Origin of the sequence: Halomonas sp. DP8Y7-3 (assembly GCF_019801675.1) — a bacterium.
Lineage (GTDB): Bacteria > Pseudomonadota > Gammaproteobacteria > Pseudomonadales > Halomonadaceae > Halomonas > Halomonas litopenaei_A.
Genome location: NZ_JAHVIO010000004.1, coordinates 691,460 through 708,677 on the forward strand (window position 1 = coordinate 691,460; position 17,218 = coordinate 708,677).

17 protein-coding genes are annotated in these 17,218 nt (G+C 59.6%); 1 reads left to right on the forward strand and 16 read right to left on the reverse strand.

Translation table 11 applies throughout. The features are described 5' to 3' along the window. Window positions 1–38 precede the first annotated feature (38 nt). From KUV86_RS08340 to KUV86_RS19965, 9 genes are all read right to left on the reverse strand, one after another. Complete coding sequence (locus tag KUV86_RS08340; RefSeq protein WP_222484388.1) at window positions 39–1,052, reverse strand: metal ABC transporter solute-binding protein, Zn/Mn family; 1,014 nt, start codon at window positions 1,050–1,052, stop codon at window positions 39–41. 197 nt (window positions 1,053–1,249) lie between these two features. Further along, window positions 1,250–1,696, reverse strand: a complete 447-nt coding sequence (mntR, locus tag KUV86_RS08345) for a manganese-binding transcriptional regulator MntR (RefSeq protein WP_206942395.1) — start codon at window positions 1,694–1,696, stop codon at window positions 1,250–1,252. A gap of 93 nt (window positions 1,697–1,789) precedes the next feature. After that, window positions 1,790–4,303: an EAL domain-containing protein gene (locus tag KUV86_RS08350; protein WP_222484390.1), complete on the reverse strand. Its 2,514-nt coding sequence runs from the start codon at window positions 4,301–4,303 to the stop codon at window positions 1,790–1,792. Between the two features lie 247 nt (window positions 4,304–4,550). Continuing rightward, the gene (locus KUV86_RS08355) at window positions 4,551–5,942 is read right to left on the reverse strand and encodes an ATP-binding protein (protein WP_222484391.1); all 1,392 of its coding nucleotides are present in this window, start codon (window positions 5,940–5,942) and stop codon (window positions 4,551–4,553) included. Beyond that, window positions 5,939–6,613 (reverse strand): response regulator transcription factor, encoded by a 675-nt coding sequence (locus tag KUV86_RS08360; RefSeq protein WP_206942402.1) that lies wholly within the window; start codon window positions 6,611–6,613, stop codon window positions 5,939–5,941. Before KUV86_RS08360 ends, KUV86_RS08355 begins: the two co-directional genes overlap by 4 nt. 195 nt (window positions 6,614–6,808) lie before the next feature. Next, the gene (locus tag KUV86_RS08365; protein WP_222484393.1) at window positions 6,809–7,141 is read right to left on the reverse strand and encodes a gamma-glutamylcyclotransferase; all 333 of its coding nucleotides are present in this window, start codon (window positions 7,139–7,141) and stop codon (window positions 6,809–6,811) included. A 1,352-nt stretch (window positions 7,142–8,493) separates the two neighbouring features. Beyond that, window positions 8,494–8,946 carry a hypothetical protein gene (locus KUV86_RS08370; RefSeq protein ID WP_222484395.1) on the reverse strand — a complete coding sequence of 151 codons (453 nt, stop codon included), beginning with the start codon at window positions 8,944–8,946 and terminating at the stop codon, window positions 8,494–8,496. A gap of 690 nt (window positions 8,947–9,636) precedes the next feature. Then, window positions 9,637–9,831 (reverse strand): hypothetical protein, encoded by a 195-nt coding sequence (locus KUV86_RS08375; protein ID WP_222484396.1) that lies wholly within the window; start codon window positions 9,829–9,831, stop codon window positions 9,637–9,639. Window positions 9,832–9,895: 64 nt separating this feature from the next. Beyond that, entirely contained in the window at window positions 9,896–10,018 is a 123-nt protein-coding gene (locus tag KUV86_RS19965; RefSeq protein ID WP_261397568.1) for a hypothetical protein, read from the reverse strand. Window positions 10,019–10,208: 190 nt separating this feature from the next. Here KUV86_RS19965 and KUV86_RS08380 point away from each other — a divergent pair, with 190 nt between their 5' ends. Continuing rightward, window positions 10,209–10,901 carry a hypothetical protein gene (locus KUV86_RS08380; protein WP_222484397.1) on the forward strand — a complete coding sequence of 231 codons (693 nt, stop codon included), beginning with the start codon at window positions 10,209–10,211 and terminating at the stop codon, window positions 10,899–10,901. A gap of 47 nt (window positions 10,902–10,948) precedes the next feature. On the opposite strand, the gene KUV86_RS08385 is transcribed toward KUV86_RS08380, so the two are convergent. The 7 genes from KUV86_RS08385 to KUV86_RS08415 all read right to left on the reverse strand — a co-directional run bounded on the left by KUV86_RS08385 (window position 10,949) and on the right by KUV86_RS08415 (window position 17,134). Continuing rightward, complete coding sequence (locus tag KUV86_RS08385) at window positions 10,949–11,191, reverse strand: hypothetical protein (protein ID WP_222484398.1); 243 nt, start codon at window positions 11,189–11,191, stop codon at window positions 10,949–10,951. A 31-nt stretch (window positions 11,192–11,222) separates the two neighbouring features. Next, the gene (locus KUV86_RS08390; protein WP_222484399.1) at window positions 11,223–11,717 is read right to left on the reverse strand and encodes a hypothetical protein; all 495 of its coding nucleotides are present in this window, start codon (window positions 11,715–11,717) and stop codon (window positions 11,223–11,225) included. A gap of 167 nt (window positions 11,718–11,884) precedes the next feature. Continuing rightward, the gene (locus tag KUV86_RS08395; protein ID WP_222484400.1) at window positions 11,885–13,831 is read right to left on the reverse strand and encodes a DUF927 domain-containing protein; all 1,947 of its coding nucleotides are present in this window, start codon (window positions 13,829–13,831) and stop codon (window positions 11,885–11,887) included. Further along, window positions 13,821–14,660 carry a toprim domain-containing protein gene (locus KUV86_RS20075; protein WP_222484401.1) on the reverse strand — a complete coding sequence of 280 codons (840 nt, stop codon included), beginning with the start codon at window positions 14,658–14,660 and terminating at the stop codon, window positions 13,821–13,823. The genes KUV86_RS08395 and KUV86_RS20075 overlap by 11 nt, the downstream gene beginning before the upstream one ends. A gap of 128 nt (window positions 14,661–14,788) precedes the next feature. Beyond that, window positions 14,789–15,007 (reverse strand): helix-turn-helix transcriptional regulator, encoded by a 219-nt coding sequence (locus KUV86_RS08405; RefSeq protein ID WP_222484403.1) that lies wholly within the window; start codon window positions 15,005–15,007, stop codon window positions 14,789–14,791. A gap of 114 nt (window positions 15,008–15,121) precedes the next feature. Then, a complete protein-coding gene (locus KUV86_RS08410) occupies window positions 15,122–15,787 on the reverse strand; it encodes a hypothetical protein (RefSeq protein ID WP_222484406.1) in 666 nt (221 codons plus the stop codon). 117 nt (window positions 15,788–15,904) lie between these two features. Further along, complete coding sequence (locus KUV86_RS08415; protein WP_222484408.1) at window positions 15,905–17,134, reverse strand: tyrosine-type recombinase/integrase; 1,230 nt, start codon at window positions 17,132–17,134, stop codon at window positions 15,905–15,907. Between the last annotated feature and the right edge of the window lie 84 nt (window positions 17,135–17,218).

A 17,218-nucleotide genomic window follows, 5' to 3' on the forward strand; every position in this document is an offset into this window, starting at 1 on the left:
CCGTCGCCCCGTCTGGCAGGGCGACGCGCGCTACATACTTAAGGTTCGCTGGGCATCTGGGTGGCTTGTGCCACTCGCTCGGTCCAGTCGGCGAGGCGGTCTGGCCAGGCAACGGTGTGTCCACCGAGTGCCGCGACAATCTGCTCGGTATTACTCTTCAGCATGCCGATATAGGTCCCTTCCGGGGTGTTCTCATCGCCCATGGCATCAGAGTAAAGCTGTCCACCGATAGCGATACGGTGGCCCTGGTCGGCAGCCGCGTCGATGACCGCCTGCACCGTGCGTGGGTTGATGGTGCTTTCCACAAACATGGCGGGTACCCCCTGGGCCACGACCTTGTCTGCCATGCGTCGGATATCGGCGACACCGGTCTCGGTGGCGGTGGAAAGCCCCTGAATGCCGGCAACCTCGATGCCATAGGCGCGGCCGTAATAGCCAAACGCATCGTGGGCGGTCAGCAGGATGCGTTGATCGGCTGGGATACTGTCGATACTGGCCTGGATCCACTCATCGAGCGCGAGCAGCGATGCCTGGTAGGCCTCTGCACGCGCATCGATCGCCGCAGCGCAGTCAGGGCGCTGCTCGCTGAGCAGGGCGGCAATGGTCGGGATGTTCTGGGCCCAGAGCGCTGCATCCATCCACAGGTGGGGGTCCACGCCGTAGGCGTCCTGGGTGTGGATAACCTGATCGTCGGTAATCGCCTGCTCACTGACGGCAGCGGTGGGCTTGATGCGCGAGAATCGCTCGAAGACCTTGCCCAGCTGACCCTCCAGCGAAAAGCCGCTGTAAAGAATCAGCTCAGCCTCATCAAGGTCGTGCACGTCCCGGGCGCTCGCCTGGTAGAGATGTGGATCGATGCCCGGACCCATCATGGTATTGACCGCAACACAGTCTCCGCCCACCTGCTCGACCAGATCACTGAGCATCCCGATGGTCACGACGGTGGCGAGGGGCGATACCTCCCCAGCGGCGTCATCCTGAGCATGGGCAAGGCCGATACTCGACAGGCTGGTAGCCGTCAGCAGCGGAAGCAGAAGGGCCGAACGACGCATGAACAGGACTCCCTTGATGATGGGCAAGCGCGAGTATCGCGCCAACGTGCCATTTGGCTATCATTTATAGACAAGGCTAAGTTTTGGCGAGATACAGGGCAATCGTCAAGAGGCGCGCCTCAATCGCATCAATGGACGTTGACTATATTTGGGCCGACGCCAGGCGTGGGCGCAGGGTTTGGCAGCGTTGAAGACTGTCAGGGCTCGAGGAAGCGCTCGAAGGCCGCCAGCGTTTCTGCGCTGACGTGATGTTCAATGCCTTCGGCGTCGACCCTGGCGGTTTCGGGAGTGATGCCGAGTTTGATCAGCACCGCTTCGACGATCTGGTGGCGTTCGCGACTGGCATCCGCCAGGGCCTGCCCCTTCTCGGTGAGGAAGATGCCGCGATAGGGCCGCTTGATGATCAGGCCTTCCTCGTCGAGGCGCTTGAGCATCTTGGCCACCGTGGGCTGGGCCACGCCCAGGCGACGGGCGATATCCGTCTGACGCGCTTCACCGCCGTCGGTGATCAGATCCGAGATCAACTCGACATAGTCTTCGATGAGCTCGGTGCGGCGAGCATCCCTTGCCTTGCGAAACCCCTCGACGTGGCTTTCAGGAGAGATCAGCGATGCGCGTTCGTCGTGGTTGAGGGGGTCGTTCATGGGGGATGGTATCGCCTCGGGTCAAGGTGTCCATCTTGCCAATTGGTGACAGTATTGCAAGTTTGGCGCTGTCGTGATGCCAGTTAGGCGGCCCTATTGTTGACTTGGCGCGGGTTCGGTCATCGGCAAGCAGGGGCGTGTCGCGAGTGCCAGGAACTGCTTGAGCGGAAGCGGGACCGAGTAAAGGTAGCCCTGAAAGGAGCGACAGCCAAGCTCCAGCAGTCGCTCCTGTTGTGCAATGGTCTCGACGCCTTCCGCAATGACGCCCAGCTTGAGGGTCTGGGCGAGGGCGATAATGGTCTGGGCGATGGGGGCTGCGGTAGGGTCTTCGGTCAGGTCGCGAACAAACGCAACGTCGATCTTGAGCGTATCCAGGGGAAGCCGCTTGAGATACGCCAGAGAAGAGTATCCGGTGCCGAAGTCATCGATGGCGAAGCGCACTCCGAGATCACGCAGCTGGCCCAGAGTATCGATCACCGGATAGGCCTCTCCCAGCATCAGCGATTCGGTGAGCTCCAGGGTGAGCTGGCGGGCGGGGGCACCGGTCTTGGCCAAGGCTGCCTTGACCCCGGAGACAAAATCAGCGCGTTGAAACTCTCTCGCGCTGACATTGACCGACAGGGTCCAATGTCGTCGGTGCTCATGCTGCTGCCACTCGGCCAACAGCTGGCAGGTCTGGTGCAGCACCCAGTTGCCCAGCTCGACAATCTGGCCGGTTTCCTCCGCCAGGCTGATGAAGGTGCTGGGGGAGATCAGGCCGCGTTCGGGGTGTTCCCAGCGCAGCAGCATCTCGGCGCCGAGGATGTTGCCCAGATCATCCACCTGTGGCTGCATGTGAAGTCGTAGCTGATCTTCCTCGACGGCGGTCTTGAGCTGTCGCTCCAGCCTGAGGCGTGCGTCCAGTCGTTCAACCATGCAGGCTTCAAAGGCACAGGGGCGCTGTACCCCTTCGCACTTGCTTTCAAGAAGCGCCAGTCCTGCCCGCTTGAGCAGCTCGCCGACGCCAAGCTCTCCCCCGCGAAACAGCAGGAAGCCCCCGCTGACGTGGCAACTGTGACGCTCTCCGGCGAGGGAGTAGTCGCCGTTGAGGCTTTCCAGCACCTGCCGGGCCTTGCTGCGAGCTTGGTCCATGGCACTCTCTGGCGTCACTGACAGTCCGTCATAGAGCAGGGCGAATTCGTTGCTGGAAAGGCGTGCCAGATCGCTCGGCTGTCTGGCCCAGGGCTTCAATCTGGCGGCCAGGGCCTTGAGCAGGCGATCGCCGGTGGCCTGCCCCAGGGCGTCGTTGATGCCCTTGAAGTTATCGATATCGACAAGCAGCAGCATGATATGGCGCCCGCTGACATCACTGGCCAGCTGCAGCGCATGGATGCGTTCTTGCAGCGAACTGCGGTTGGGCAGTGTCGTCAGGGCATCGTGATAGGCCTGATAGCGGATGCGCTGCTGGGCATTGTGGTGCGCCGTGGTATCACTGAGGGTCGCCACGAAGTGGCCTGCGCTGTCTTCTTCGGCGCGCACGCGGTTGATGCTCAGGCGTGCGGGAAAGCGATGGCCGGCACGATGACGAACCTCCACATCGCCGATCCAGGCGCCATTCTCTTTCAGCGAACGCAGAATGTTGCCGCGATAGTGATCGAAGCGCAGCAGGGTATTGAGGCGCAGCAGCGAGTGGCCCTGGAGATCGGTGTGCGGCACCCCGGTCAACGTCTCGAAGGCGTGGTTGCACATCACCATACGCGCGCGCTGGTCGAGCAGCACGACGCCATCGTGCATCGACTCGATGACATCCACCAGCTGACGCCGGGACACCTGCATGCGGGCGGCGCTGTCCTGGAGTTTGCGATCGACCAGCACCGACGCCAGCGTTGTCAATGCGAACAACGAGGCAAGCACGATAACGGCGATCGCCACGATAGCGTCATGGCCAGCACTGTGGGGAATCGCCTCCCAGCCTGGTTCGGGCAAGAAGTGCACGGCCATCATGGCCGAGTAGTGCATGCTGCAAATGGCCAGCGATGCCAAGGTTGCCGCGATGAGGCTGCCGAGACGAATGCCGTGAAAACGGGGTAGGTCTCTCGCGGCGTGAAAGCAATGAATGCTGGCGATGCCGAACGGTAGAGAAATCAGCAGAGACAAGACCAGCGGAGTCGGCGAAAAGCGCATGCTCGCAGGTAGCTGCATGGCCGCCATGCCGGTGTAATGCATGGTGGCAATTCCCGCACTGAGAATGCAGCCTGCGGCCACCTTGTGCGCGGTGGAAAGTCCCTTGCGTGCCATGGCAGCAACCGCAATGAGCCCTGCTGCTATAGCGGGCAGCAGAGAAACCAGGGTCAGGCCCAGGCTATGATGGGCAGGAAAGGGCAGGCGATAGGCCAGCATGCCGGTGAAGTGCATGCTCCAGATGCCAAGTCCCATCATGGTGCCCCCGGCAAGCCACCAGATCTGACGGCGGTGCTTCCAGCGGGAGGCATTGACCCTTTCTGCCACGGCCATGGCAGAGTAGACCGACACCAGCGCCACCAGGCAAGACAGCACCACGAGCCAGGGAATATGTTCACCCTGGATGGCCTGGGCTACCTGTGGGTAGCTGATGAAAAGGGGAGGCATGAGGTAGAGGCGGTCTCTTGTGGGAAAGCCTTCGAACACACCCTCATTGATTAGCATGGCCTGGCGCGTAGGGCAAAGACTTGTTGAGCGAAGGACGTGCCAGGAGAGGCGGGAATTGTGCACATTTTTGTAGAAAACGGGTGTTGTGTGCCGCTCAAGAAGGGAGGAATGCCTTACATACTTCGCCGTCTAATAGTGCGGTGTTGTCCGTTGTGACGGGGGCGCCATGATGCGCCCCTGAGCTGATCTACGACCATGCCAGGCGAGCGCACAAGCCGCCCTGGGACCGATTGGAGAGTGACAGGCTCACGCCCTGTTGACGTGCCATGGCGGTGACGATGGAGAGCCCAAGACCACTGCCGGTCACCGATGAGTCGCTGGCTCTGTGGAAGCGTTCGCTCACGCGATTGAGGTGGCTCTCGGCGATGCCTGGACCACTATCGAGAATGCACAGTATCGGGCCGGAGGACGCCGATTCCAGGGTCACATGAACGGTGCTGTTGTCGGGAGAATAGCGCAACGCATTGTCCATCAGGTTGCGCACCATGATGCCAATCTCTGTGGCGTTACCGGCAACGAAGACGTGGGGCAGATCGACCAGCTCGATGATTTGATTCCGGGCCTGGGCCAGCGGCCAGAGCTCCGCGGCCAGGTCCTGCAGCAGGGCGCGGAGATCCACCTGCTCATGTGCTGCACTCGAGTGTCGATCGACTCTGGCGAGCACCAGTAGCTGCTCGACCACGCGCTGCAGGCGCTCGACGCCCTGACGTGCCTTGGGCAGGGCGTTGCTCTCGCCAGCGATGGCATTGTCGAGGTGGATCTTCATGGCGGCCAACGGGGTGCGTAGCTCGTGCGCCGCATCGGCGGTGAACCGTCGCTCCTTCTCCAGGGCGGCCTTCAGGCGTTTCAGAAAGTCATTCAGGGCGCCCCTCAAGCCTTTTAATTCATCGGGTACGTCGAGCAGGATTTCGCCCAGGTCGCCGGAATCACGGTGCTCGACTTGCTCGGACAAGCGACGGATCGGCGTCAGGCCGCGGCGAATATGGCGCAGCACCAGCAATAGGCAAAGGGGCATCAGCAAGACCATCGGCCACAGCTGGTTAAGGGCAATTCTCTCGATGATATCGGAGAAAAACTCCCGCTCGATGCCGATCTGCAACCATAGCCCGCGGGAGTCATCGTGCAGGGCGAACACTCGCCAACGCGATGCCTCCAGCGAGCGCCAGCGGAAGCCTTGCTCGACGGGAGCGGTCATCTGAGTCTTGGCATCATGCCAGCCTGGGCCGATCAGCAGGGGCTTGCCGGCATCGTTCCACAGGCCAAAGCCGACCTTGCGTTCTTCATGGTGAAAGGTCTGTCCGTCAGCCTGGTCGAGGCTGCGTACCGCACCGCTTTCGGCGTAGAGCCTGGTGCTTGCTTTACGTTGATCCATCCACTGTGCCAGGCGCTCGTAATCTTCCGCCTCAGGTTCGGCGGGGAGCATGCTCATCAACCCGCGACCGGTGATGGCCAGCTGCGCATCAAGAATTTCTTCCAGCTCGTTCTGCGAGATCAGCCAGGCGGCGATGACCGAAAGAATGGTCACCAGGGTCAGCGTCAGCGCCAGGGTTCTGAACAGGTAGCGACGAATCGACATCATGGGGAAGGCGCCAGGAAATCGGTGTTGAGGCGGTATCCGATACCGCGCACTGTGGTGATCATTTCCTTGTGAAGCTTCTTGCGAAGGTGGTGGACATGCACTTCAAGTGCATTGGATTCGAGCTCTTCGCCCCAGCCATACAGCAGTCCTTCCAGCCGGGGCCGCGACAGCACCTGGCCAGGGTGCCTGGCAAGTTCAGACAGCAGGGCAAATTCTCGTCGACTCAGGGTGACCTGGTGTCCCTGCCAGTCCACAAGGTGTCGAGCTTCATCGATGGACAGGCAACCAATGTCGACGGTCGAGCTGGCGCGCCCGGCGGCGCGCCGCGTGATGACACGCAGGCGGGCCAGCAGCTCCTGCAGGTCAAATGGCTTGAGCACGTAGTCATCGGCACCGGCGTCCAGTCCTTGAATGCGGTCCTCGATGGCATCTCGAGCGGTCAAGATAAGAACGGGCAGAGAGCTGGTAAGGCGCAGGCGACGCAGTAGATCGACCCCATCGCAGTCCGGTAGACCCAGGTCCAGAACCATGACCGAAAAGGGTTCGCACGCCATGGCCCGGAGCGCCTGAGAGCCCTGGGTAAACCAGTCCACGGCGTAGCCCTCGCGCTCCAGCGCGACCTTGATGCCGTCACCCAGCAACGGGTCGTCTTCCACCAATAATGCTCGCATACCCCAGATCCTCGCCCGGCACGTTGCCAACGTCGTCAGTATGACGGAGGTGGCCTTAAGGCAGTCTTAAGTTTTGGCCATCTATTGACCTGGGGACAGGTGTCTCATTGCAAATCTTTCCACGCGAGCTCCATTGGGGAGCGCTCGCTATCCGTCAATGGTGTAGAGGTCTAAAGAGGCAGGCTTCGGGATGACCTAGTCGTGGTCGCGAAGTGCGTAGATGTAAGCGTCAACCTGGCTGCCGTCTTGCTGAGTGACGGTGACCAGTACGCGTTGGTACTCAGGTCCCTCGAACTCATCGAGCTCTTGCCAGTGGTGCTGCAAATTGTCTGATTCGAAGACATGACCGCTGATCAGCTCACCTTGTGCGTCCGGCACCATGCCGGGATAGCCCATGGCGGCTCCCCAGCCGGCCTCCAGCAGCCGTCCACGGGTAGTGCCAGCCACCCATTGCCCGCCAATCCGCTGCATCACATGTTCGTTGGGGCGCCCTGGGCCCAGTGTGCCGTAAATAAAAAGGCGGTCCATCGGTAGGCTCCTGATGATGGGAAATAAAGCGAGATTCTGCAGATCTTGGCATTGCCACACAAGCGGGGCCCTGTGTAATGCCTGGCAGAAGCGCTGGCAGACGAACTCAGGGCATGGGAAGGGGCGTGTACGTGCCGACATTCTCCTGCGGCCTGTCTCTGATGCCTGCAGTCCCCCCCCCTGGGGGAAGTTCTTTTGTCGGTGTTGGTGGAGGCGTCGGGAATCGAACCCGGGGTGTGTAGAAAGCGCCGACACTCGACCTGGGGTGCGCTGTTAAACGAAAAATGCCACCGCTAAGGGTGGCATCTTTCTGGTGTTGGTGGAGGCGGCGGGAATCGAGCCCGGGGTGTGTGAAAAGCGCCGACACTCGCCCTGGGGTCGGTCTTTGATACCCACAGACACAAAAAAACCTCCCGGTGGGAGGTTCTTTCGTCGGTGTTGGTGGAAGCGGCGGGAATCGAACCCGGGGTGTGTAGAAAGCGCCGACACTCGCCCTGGGGCGTGCCGTTAAAACGAAAAATGCCACCGCTAAGGGTGGCATTTCTCTGGTGTTGGTGGAGGCGGCGTCCAACTAAAAGTCTACTCAGATGTTTGATATTGTTGCGATGTTGCATGTTTTTAATTCATACATGCCCCCATATGTGCCCCCTTCCGTGCATTTCTGCCCCCTTCAGCACTCGCCAGTCGATTCTCGGCAGCACCGTTCATCTCGGGGTGGGGCGGCGGTCGCTCAAGCCACAGTTGCTGGTGATCCTGGCCAACGGGAAAAACTGGGTTAGCGATTCATCGAAGGGTCCTCGCCGGTCTGCGGCACAATGTGACAGACTTTCCTATTACCCCTAGCGCATTTGGCAACTGTCGTTCTCGATTCCTGGTGGTTGTGGTGAAGAATCGGCACTCAAGTCGGTTTGCTTCGCGGCCAGCGCGTCGAGCGCGATTCTGACAATGTCGGTACCCATTGCTGCCCTTGCCGTAGAACGCCGGGCTATGGTCTGTGACGGATTCGCGGCTTTTGGCTAGGCCGGTTTGGCCATGTGTTCTATCCTTCTCTCAACGCTTTCAGGGAGTGACGTTGTGGCGAGATTCACTAGGTGGCATGTGGGGTCAGCAATTGGTTGCGCACTTTTTGGTGCTTTCCTGGGTTCGAGCATGGGTATTGCAGCAATGGGAAACGCCATCAGCGGGACTTTCGTCTTAGGGGCGCTTGGGGCATTTCTCGGCTACAGAGGCTACAGCCAGATAGAGAGGTGGAAAGGGTCTAGAAACAAGAATGCGCGTCTAACCCGGAGGTGAGCGTGGGCGGCTGTGAGCCAATACATTTTACAAGGGCCCCAACTGGGGCCCTTTTCTTTTCAGTATTGGGTACAGAACGTCTGACCACCAATCGTATTGCACGATGCCTGGTCCTGTCGCATGGCCTGTGTGGCTTGCTGGATCTGCTGACGTTGCTGCTCTGCCATCCGGTTGTTGGCTTGACGGATGTTTTCTTGTCGCGTCACAAAGGCTTGCATCTTAGCGCACGAGGCTGGGCCTTGTGCTGACGCCTTCTCTGCAATTATTCTCTCTAGCTTGGCCTGGTTATACACCGCGTACTGTAGGTAGTTGGTGATGTGGTATTGCGTGTTTCCTGCCAGTTCGGGCGAGACAAGCCGGTTACCTACGCAATAGTTGTACGCGGCCCCAATATCGGCGACGTACTCATAGTTCTGTTGACTGGCCATTCGTGGCTGAGGTGACGAGCACCCCACCAAAAGGCTGGCCATCAAGCAAGCACCCATCGAAGCAACCAAGCGTTGCTGACCCATGATGTGTTCCTTCTTATGTTCATGGGCTGGCGAACCAGCCCCTCCCCTGCGATCCGATTAGCTAGAAAGTTAGGTGTTATGTTGGATCAAGATTTTCTAATGCACATTTACGTTACCGCATGTATTCGCCTAAGGCTATGCTGAACTGAGGTTTTATGAGGTAGTGGGGTGCAAGTGCCCGACTCTCTGCACCAATTGCACATGCACCACCCTAGAAATACGAAACGCAGCAGTCATGCGGGCTGTGGACGCTGGTAGTGGTGTAGGGGCGTGCAAAAAATGCTGGATTCCACGGCTACCCGCCCCCGTGAACGCCTAATCCGGCCCTGGGAAGGACCCGACTTTCCTCGTGGCTCAATGTCGGCGTTCGCCAACAGCTAATGACCTTAACATTGGACCGGCGGCCCAACCTTAACATTTCTCAATATCCTGCCCGCTGAGTACCGATTGCGCGCACCGCTGCGAACCAGGGTGAGAACCTGTTTTGGGCGTGGTGATCAGGTGAGGGCGTAGGCGCGTAATCGCCAAAAAAGTCTCGTTATTTCGTGCGTATAAGAATAATGTTGGGCAGCCGGTGTCCGGATGCTATGGCCCCAGCGATTTTACCATCCTCCGGTAGGCGGGTGGTGGCGACAGAAAAATCCTGGTGGAGCCTCGTTTAGTGACGCCGCAGAAACCTTCACTGCCCTTCTAGGGACCATTAAAATCATCAGACTGGCATCGCGCTAGCTCCCTCTCGATGGCCAGGCGCACGAACTTGGCACGGTTGCGGTGCCGGTGGTAGCGGCCTTGCTCCATCCGGCTATCGACGGCTTCCACCTCTTCACGCCCAACGCTCACGAGCAGGCGTATGGGGTCGGCCAGGCGTCTCGGGTTACGGCTCATGGATTGACCTTTTTTATAGTGGAGAAAAACTAGGCCCCAGCGTTTGCCGGGGCCGTGTGGGTGGTCAGCGCAACGGGTTGGGCAAGGTTGTGCGTAGCTGAGCCTTGAGGCCCATCTTCTCGGCATGGGCTAGCAAGTCCTCCTCGCTGGCCCCTAGCGCCCGGGCCAGATCAGCCAGGTTGAACACGGTCCGCCTCACCTCGTCGGCGCCTGACGGCTTTATGCCCGAAAAGGGATTATGTTTAAGCCATATTAGATAGCCTGTGGTAGCTTTCACAGTGCAGTAAGCGATCAGCGTAATGTCCGGTTAGGGGGATGTAAATCTTATCTCCCGATGGCTTCTAAAGATTAAATTATTGATTGGAAAGGGTTGTCAAATGATAATTTTTCCAGAGGTGGTGTCAATTAGTGTTTCCAAACCATCTATGTGGCCCGATCTGTTACCTAGCTTGGCGGCTGGATTGATTGGTGTTTTTGGCGTTATTATAGGTGCATTCTGTAATCATGCTCTCAACAAGCGTCGCGAGGAGCGTGCTATAAAATCTTCCAAGGAATGGTGGGTTTCAGAAGTGAAGGGCATGCTGGAAGACGGGATTGAGGCCATGAAACAGCTTGAAAATAGCTATAATGAAGTTAAAAGAACACATTCGTTTGAGAAGCTTGTTGGGCCGCGTCAATTTGACGGCGTTTTCGTTTTTGACAAGGAGCTCATAGTTAAGGGTGAGGTAAGTCAAAAGGAGCGTCGGCCGCTCCAGTATATAAAGCTTCACATAGATATTTTTAGTAGAGCGAGTCAGGAGCTTAGAAATGTTATTTATGGTGAAAACAAAAGAATAGGAGATGTCTTATGTTTAATTTTAAAAATGTACGAGGCAGCCGTATATATTTTATACAATATTCGAGTTATGCAGGGTGAAGTAGAGTATTCATCAATCTCGCGTATTGGCCAAGAGGCTCTTCAGGAAGAGCGTGAGAGAGTATGGGAATTTTCTGAACAGCTGTCTGGCACATCAATACCCATGCAAGAAATCCAATGCGAAAGTCGTGGTGGGCCGGGCTGTCGCGGGTAATGGTGTCGGTCACTGTGCGGTCTTCCAGGTCTTCCAGGTCTTCCAGGTCAGGCGGCAGGGGGGGGCGGCGTGGTGTTTTTAAGCAGGAGGTTCACCACGCCGGTTAGGGTTTTCAGGCAGGCCCAGATGAAACTGGCCAGCCTGCAGCCAGGCATCCGGGCGTTGACCGCTTCCAGCACCGCCGTGTAGCCCTTCAGGGAGCCATGGTTGGGCTCATACTCCTGAATGGCCAGCACATGCTCGGCCTCGGGTAATGTGGCAGCCCTCATGCTGCGCAGGCTGGCCAGCAACCGGTGGCTTCTCGGATCGCGACTTCAGCGCTTATGGGCGGCCCTCCCGTATCCAGCGATTGGCCGCGCGTCTGCCGGCGTTCGCCTGGCGGTGTGGAGAAGGCTCGGTGCTGGCGGCATTCGTCCATGCCACAACATACCGATGGGCCAGGCGCATGGCCTCGGTAGCCGGCAGCCCTGACAGGTGGTGAATCAGGTAGCGGTGATCGTCGGGCACCAGGGCACAGTGTTGGTCGATAAGTGCCAGCCAGGGGGCCATATGCTCGACGTTGGATGCCGACTCCTCCGGTTCAGGGTAGGCGGGCCACACAGCCATAGCTGCCTGCCGGGCGCTCGCATTGGTTAGCATTCGGCGAGCCTGCTGGCGGGCGCTGGTCAGGTCCGGGGCCACCTCGAAGGCGTCATCAATGGCGGCAGCTAGTTCGGCGCGGGACTGACGATCCATCATCATCAGCCTTGCCCGAACTTGGCCCACCAGGTCGTGGCCAAGGTGTCTACCAGCATCAGAGAGAGCAGCTAGCAGCACCTCGACACTCCTGCCTGGGGCATCCTTTCCACCATCCTGCATTTTGTGGTGTCCCACGTGTCCCATGTGTCCAAAAACCTCAACCATGCGGGTTTGCGGCTGGACACGTCTGGGACCTGTATGGTGTCCAGGTGTCCCAGACAGAGCTTGATAAACGTTACTTAGGCTCATGCTGCGGCCTCCTCCTCGCCCTCAAATGGGCGGATGGCATAGACGCGACGACGACTCCCGCTGATACAAATCCGAATGGAGCGCTTATCACTCTCTCGCTCGACCAGCCAGCCAGCGGTCTCCAGGGCTTCGGTGCCTCGCTTCAGGTCGAAGCCTCGAAGCGCTTCGCCCAGCCCATCGCCGCTGAAGAGGTACGTTCTCCCCTCTGCATCGTCACGCCACCAGCCAGCCCGGTTGTAAACCGTGGGTGATTGGAGGGGATCAGCGGACACGCTACTGAAGCGTGCATCGCCATGACGCTCGATGAACCCTCGCACGCTGGCCAGAATTTGCTCGTGCTCTGTGCGCACCCCACCTTGGCCAGCAGACCAGGCTTGGAAGGCGTCTATAGCAGCCCCCATGGCCTCTCCCTCCTGCCAGCCCACCAGCCCATACTCGATGGCCAGTTCTCCTGCTAGCCCGATCATAGCGAGCACCTTGGCGGCACGTCCCTGTAGCGGGTTGGTGGTGGTGAACCCGTCCAATTGAGCGAACCTGTCCACCTCTCCAGCCAGGTCGCGGCCCTCGATCACCAGGTGCTCGATGAAGGCGGGACCAAGATGGCCGTACTGGCGTGTCACCTCTGTTTTCAGGTGATCGGCGAAGGCCCGGCCGTCAGGCAGGTGATGCAGGTCGTCAAAGGCCCCATGCTGGCGCTTGGCAGGAATATCCAGCAGTCGCACCATTTGTCCGGCCTTAGGGCGCTTTCCTGCCTCGCTCATGTGGGCGGCCAGGGTGTGCTCGCCGCTGCTCAGCACCGCAATACGCCAGCGCTGAGGTCGCCGGGCGTTGCCCGTGCGGCTGGCGCGAGCCTTGCCGGTGCCGTTGCCCAAGGCGTAGACGGTAGCGCCTACCTCCCTGCCGTCAGCCTCCCCTATCTCGTCCAGCACCAGGGCGGTGTCGCTCAAGGCGGCTGCAATGCCTTCCAGGCCGTTGCCTGTGGCACGCCAGGTGCGCTTGAACTCAGGACTGCCCCAGACGCTTGCAGCCACTTCCAGGGCGGTGGTCTTGCCGTTGGACGAATCCCCCACTAGGTGAATGCCAGCGGTTTGGCGGTGGGTGAGGTACAGCAGCGGGCCGGCCAGGGCGGCGGAGACTGCGAGCACCAGCAGTGGATTGCCGCTGCACAGGGCACCTATGCGGCTGCGCCAGCCGTCCAGGGTGCCAGCGGTGGCGCAGTCACCTTGCCCCGCGTTCTCGCTCTGGAAGGTGATCTGGCTGCCCAGAGCCCCGGCAGCAATGCTCCGTCGCGGCATTACGAACACTCGGCCACCTTCCAATTGGTGCCAGCCTACCCGCGTGGCGGCAATGACTTCGGACTTGGGCGCAGCTTGAGCGAGCCACTTAGTCAGCCAGCGATGGGCGTCTGGATTGATCCTTACCCCCATGTCCAGCAGTTCACCGCGCATCTCTTCGCCACTACCCTTCAACAGTCGCTGCGGCATCGCCCACTCTCGCCAAGCGCCATAGGGCGGCTTAAAGCGCAGCAACAGTCCGTGGTTGTCGCCGCGCTCGTCGTGGGTGGCTGCCAGACATTCGATAGGGCTGCATACCCAAATGTCGAAAGGTTCCGGATCGCCGTCACCCCTGGGCTGGCGTTGGCCGTGGTAATGCAGGCCAGGTGGGCCGTACTGCGTGCGAGTAAGGTGCGTGGCGAAGCTGGGGCGCTTGGGTTCGCCTACTGCCTCGGGCGCGTCGTCATCGTTTACGGCGCTCTCCTCGTGGCCAATGGGACACCTCGGGACACCGCTTTTTTCGGACGTGTCCCGGCTAGAAGCCCCGTCATTACTGGAATGGGACACGTGGGACACATGGGACACCTCTTTTTGCAGGCGTCCGGTATCAGACACTGATTCAGAGGCGTCACCGAACAGGTCAAAGGTGTCTGGGCAGTTACTCGCCATGGTGATGACCTCCTTTCCTGCACTGACGCACGTCGGCAAAGTCAGAGCAGCCCTCACAGCCGTCACAGAACGTTGGCATGAGCAATCGAGCATCAATGGCCAGGGCTGCATGACGTGCCGACACACGCCCCTTGTTGGGCAGGCCCTGGGCCGGTAGGTGTCGGTCATCGTCGCCGCCGATGGTGATGGCCACTCCCTCGGGTAGTTGCTGACGCAGGCGGCGGGCGACTGGGGCCAGGTTGTCGGCATTGCGGGCGACCACGACCGGGCAGCCCATGGCTTCATGCAGGGCAGCAGCCGTTGACCAGCCCTCGGCTACCAGCACATGCTCAGCACCAGCCAATTGGCCTATCAGGCTCGCAGCGCCACGAACACGACCACCAGGCAATGGGCGCTTGGCACCATCCGGAAAGATGCGCTCCAAGTTGACCAACTCCCCATCGAGGAAAAGCGGCATCAACAGCATGTCGCCACGCTGGCGCAGGTTATAGGGCGGTAGGCCCTTGGTGGTCAGGTAGGGAAAAGTAGGGTCAGCGGGGCGAGACTGCGCCCACCATTGGGCCGCTTTCGCCCTGGCTTCGGCTTCCCGCTGGCGTCGCTCTTCGTCTCGCTGCTCACGGGCCCGCATGGCCTCCAGTCGGGCCGCTGCTACCGCCTCTGGATCGCTGGGGCCGTCGAGTGTCACTGTCTCTACCAGGTCCATGTGCCAGATACCGAAGCTGGCCGCCTGGGGCGAGTGGATGCGGTACCAGCCGTTGGCATTGCCCCTGGGCTTGTCCGGCGTATCGAAGCGCTCAAAGCGTCCGGAGGCTTTAGGCTCTATTGCCACGCCGTAACGGGTCAGCGCGTCTGCGAGCGCGACCTCAATGTTGCTGTGCTGAAAGTGTGGTTGGCGTAGCCTACTCGTATGAGTTTGTTTTCTCTCGGGGATTCGCGCCTTGCTTCTTGTGGTTGCCATCATGCCGTACCGCTTTGAGAACGGCTGGCCTTAATGCGTTGGTCGATCCAGATGGAGACTTCCTCCTCGATCCAGGCTACAGCTCGGGGGCTAAGCTGGATCGGGTGCGGAAAGTCGCCAGCATTGATCAGGCGGTGAAGAGTAGAGTTAGAGATACCGCAGCGTTGCAGTACCTCGGGGCGGCGGAGTAGTGCGGACTTGCTGGTAGTGTCTGGCATATCACGGTGCCCTATGCGATGGGTTGCATGGGCACTGTGACGTGCTTCTCTAACGCTTTGTCCCAAATGGAATGATCGGCGTTCCTTATGGGCTCCAGATATGGCTATATCGAATCAGGCTTTCTCGCTGTCCCGATCCTCTCGGGCGGCATGTATTTCCTTCACGGTATTTGCTATCGGGTCTTTGTCCAGCCTGAGCCCGTGGCGCTCAAGCAGGACTTGAAGCATGCTGGCAGCTTTGTATGGCTCAGTGGGTATCTCACCGCCTAAAGCCTCAAGTGCAAGTGCCTCTATCAATGTCAGATAGGTCTGACGGCGACGATGGTGAAGTGGGGCGCTGCTCGCACTGTTCGGCCCCTCGTGCTTTCCAGGCTCTGGGAGTAAAGGCATGGATCGCAGCTGTAATGGAATGTCGACATCATCAATACCCGATGCCTTTAACCAGCGGTTCACTTCTGGCCTTTGAAGCTGCATCTTAACTTCGTTGTGTGGAAATACTCCAAGTAAAATGTCTTCAGTATCTCCTCTAAACCATGTCTTTTCCGATCGATCACCATGAGGCGAGTATCCGTAAAGGAGAATCAGTTCCGACTTCAAATCACCTCTGCCGACAGCTTTCAGCATCTGCCGTTTCCACTCGTAAACATCGGCAATTTGATATTCAAATTCAGGGCCATGTTTAATAAGCTCGCTAGCTTCTGCCGGATCATACCCGCCCAAGATGCAGGCCACTTCTCCGTAGTCCATATCTGGGGCTACCAGCCATGGTGATAAGACCATTGCGCTACTCCTTCGCGCTTACTCCATTAAAAGATGACTGGCGGGCATGGTGGAGTTGCCACGCTTTCGGGTGATCGGCCCTAGCCAGTCAACAGGGTGCGGCCGCTGCCGCTTGCCTCAGGCTCCAGCGCGGATCGGCACCACGTTGTCGGCACCAGTGCGCAGGGCGTCCAGGTAATCGGCCCAGCTTTGCAGCATCTCTCGACGTTGCTCCAGATGAGAGGTTCGGTTGTAGGCGCGTCCGTTGCTGTCCTTCACGGCGTGCGCCAATTGCTGTTCTATGTAGTGCTCGGGGTAGTTCAGGCGCTCAGCCAGGATGGTGCGCGCCATCGCCCTGAAGCCGTGCGCCGTCATCTCGCCTTTGAAGCCCATCCGGTCGAGTGCGGCCTTGATGGTGTTATTGCTCATCGGTCGCTTGCTGCTGCGGATGCCTGGGAAAACGTACTCAGCACGTCCGGTCAGTCCATGCAGGTCGTGCAGGATGCCCACGGCTTGGGTCGGCAGTGGCACGACATGGGCTTGCCCTGTTTTGCTGGCGTTAAACGTCCACGTGGCTTCCTCCAGATCAATATCGTTCCACAGTGCTTGCCGAAGCTCACCTGGGCGGGTGAAGACCAGAGGTGCCAACTTCAAGGCAGCAATGGTGACTGGCTGCCCCCCGTAGCCCTCAATCGCTCGCAGCAGGCCCACCACCTCTTTGGGATCGGTCACGGCGGCGTAGTGTTTGGCCTTGTGAGGGCGCAAGGCCCCACGCAGGTCAGGCGTAGGGTCACGCTCCACGCGCCCTGTAGAAATGCCATAGCGGAACACCTGGCCGCACAGCGTCTTCACTCGATGGGCTGTCTCGATATGGCCGCGCTCCTCGATGCGGCGCAGACATGCCAGAAGTTCAGGCGGCGTGATCTCAGAGAGAGGACGTTTGCCGATGACAGGGAAGGCGTCGCGTTCCAGGCGGCGCTTGTTTCGCTGGTAGTGGGCAGGCACCACGTCATGCTGGTGAACCTTCTCCAGCCACTCGGCGGCCACGGCCATAAATGTGTTGGCCGCATCTTGCTCACCCTGCTGGCGAGCGATGCGCTTGGCGGTGCTTGGGTCAATGCCCTGAGCAAGCTGGCGCTTGGCTGCGTCTCGTGCCTCGCGTGCGGCTACCAGGGAGATATCGGGATAGACGCCAATGGCCAGCCGCTTCTCCTTACCAGCGTGGCGGTACTTCATTCGCCAGTATTTGCTCCCGCTGGTGGAGACCTCCAGATACAGGCCACCGCCATCGGCCATCTTGAATGCCTTTGCTCTCGGCTTTGCCATCTTCACGGCAGTGGCTGATAGCTTGTTGGTCTGGCGGCTCATTGGGGGCACCTCGGGGTGGTAATCGCCATATGCCCCATTCTGTAGAGCCAGATGCCCCCAACTATGGGGGGCAGGTCATTGGCC